We start from the raw sequence: 643 nt of genomic DNA on the forward strand, positions 1-643 counted from the left end.
CGCCCAACCGCCAGAAAATACAACAGACGTTAGCCAAGTTTGAGCAACGGGTTATTCAAACCACTTCGCAATTAGACATGTTGATTGGGGTACAAGTCGAAAATCAATACGCTTTGCTGATGCTGTTGGACATCTATGAAGAGGAGTTTTCGACGCACATTGGTGAAACGCAATTAGATAAACATTACGTCGAGTTTTTTAGCCGCGACTTAGTGAATCAAAGTGGGGAGCAAAGCGAAAGTGGCGCGAACTTTTTGGGGCGCTTACATGAAAGCGATAAAAAAATCGAGCTGTTGACCAATGAGCTACTGGATCACAATTACTTTGTGTTTGTGGAAGAGGCCGAGCACTCACTTCTTGATCTCGCCCAAAATGAGGCGCGCTTCACTTGGCTGTTTGTGTTTGTCGCAGTGATGTTGTTAGTCGGGTCGTTCTTGTATCAACTGCAATACCGAATGCACAACTTGAAGCAGCTTAACTCGGAGTTGGAAGCCGAGACGGACAAAGCAGAGCGAGCCGCGAAGGCTAAATCCAGCTTTCTTGCTGCTATGAGTCACGAATTAAGAACGCCAATGAATGGTGTGCTCGGGATTTCTCAGTTGATTGCAGAGGAAACCAAAGAGCCCGTCACCAAGGAGCACAT

At 46.5% G+C, this 643-nt stretch carries 1 protein-coding gene; it reads left to right on the top strand.

The genetic code is table 11. The features are described 5' to 3' along the window. On the top strand, nucleotides 1–643 hold a 643-nt coding region (locus R7Q48_RS28270; RefSeq protein WP_318133634.1), incomplete at both ends, for a sensor histidine kinase.

The organism is Vibrio sp. 378, assembly GCF_033339435.1.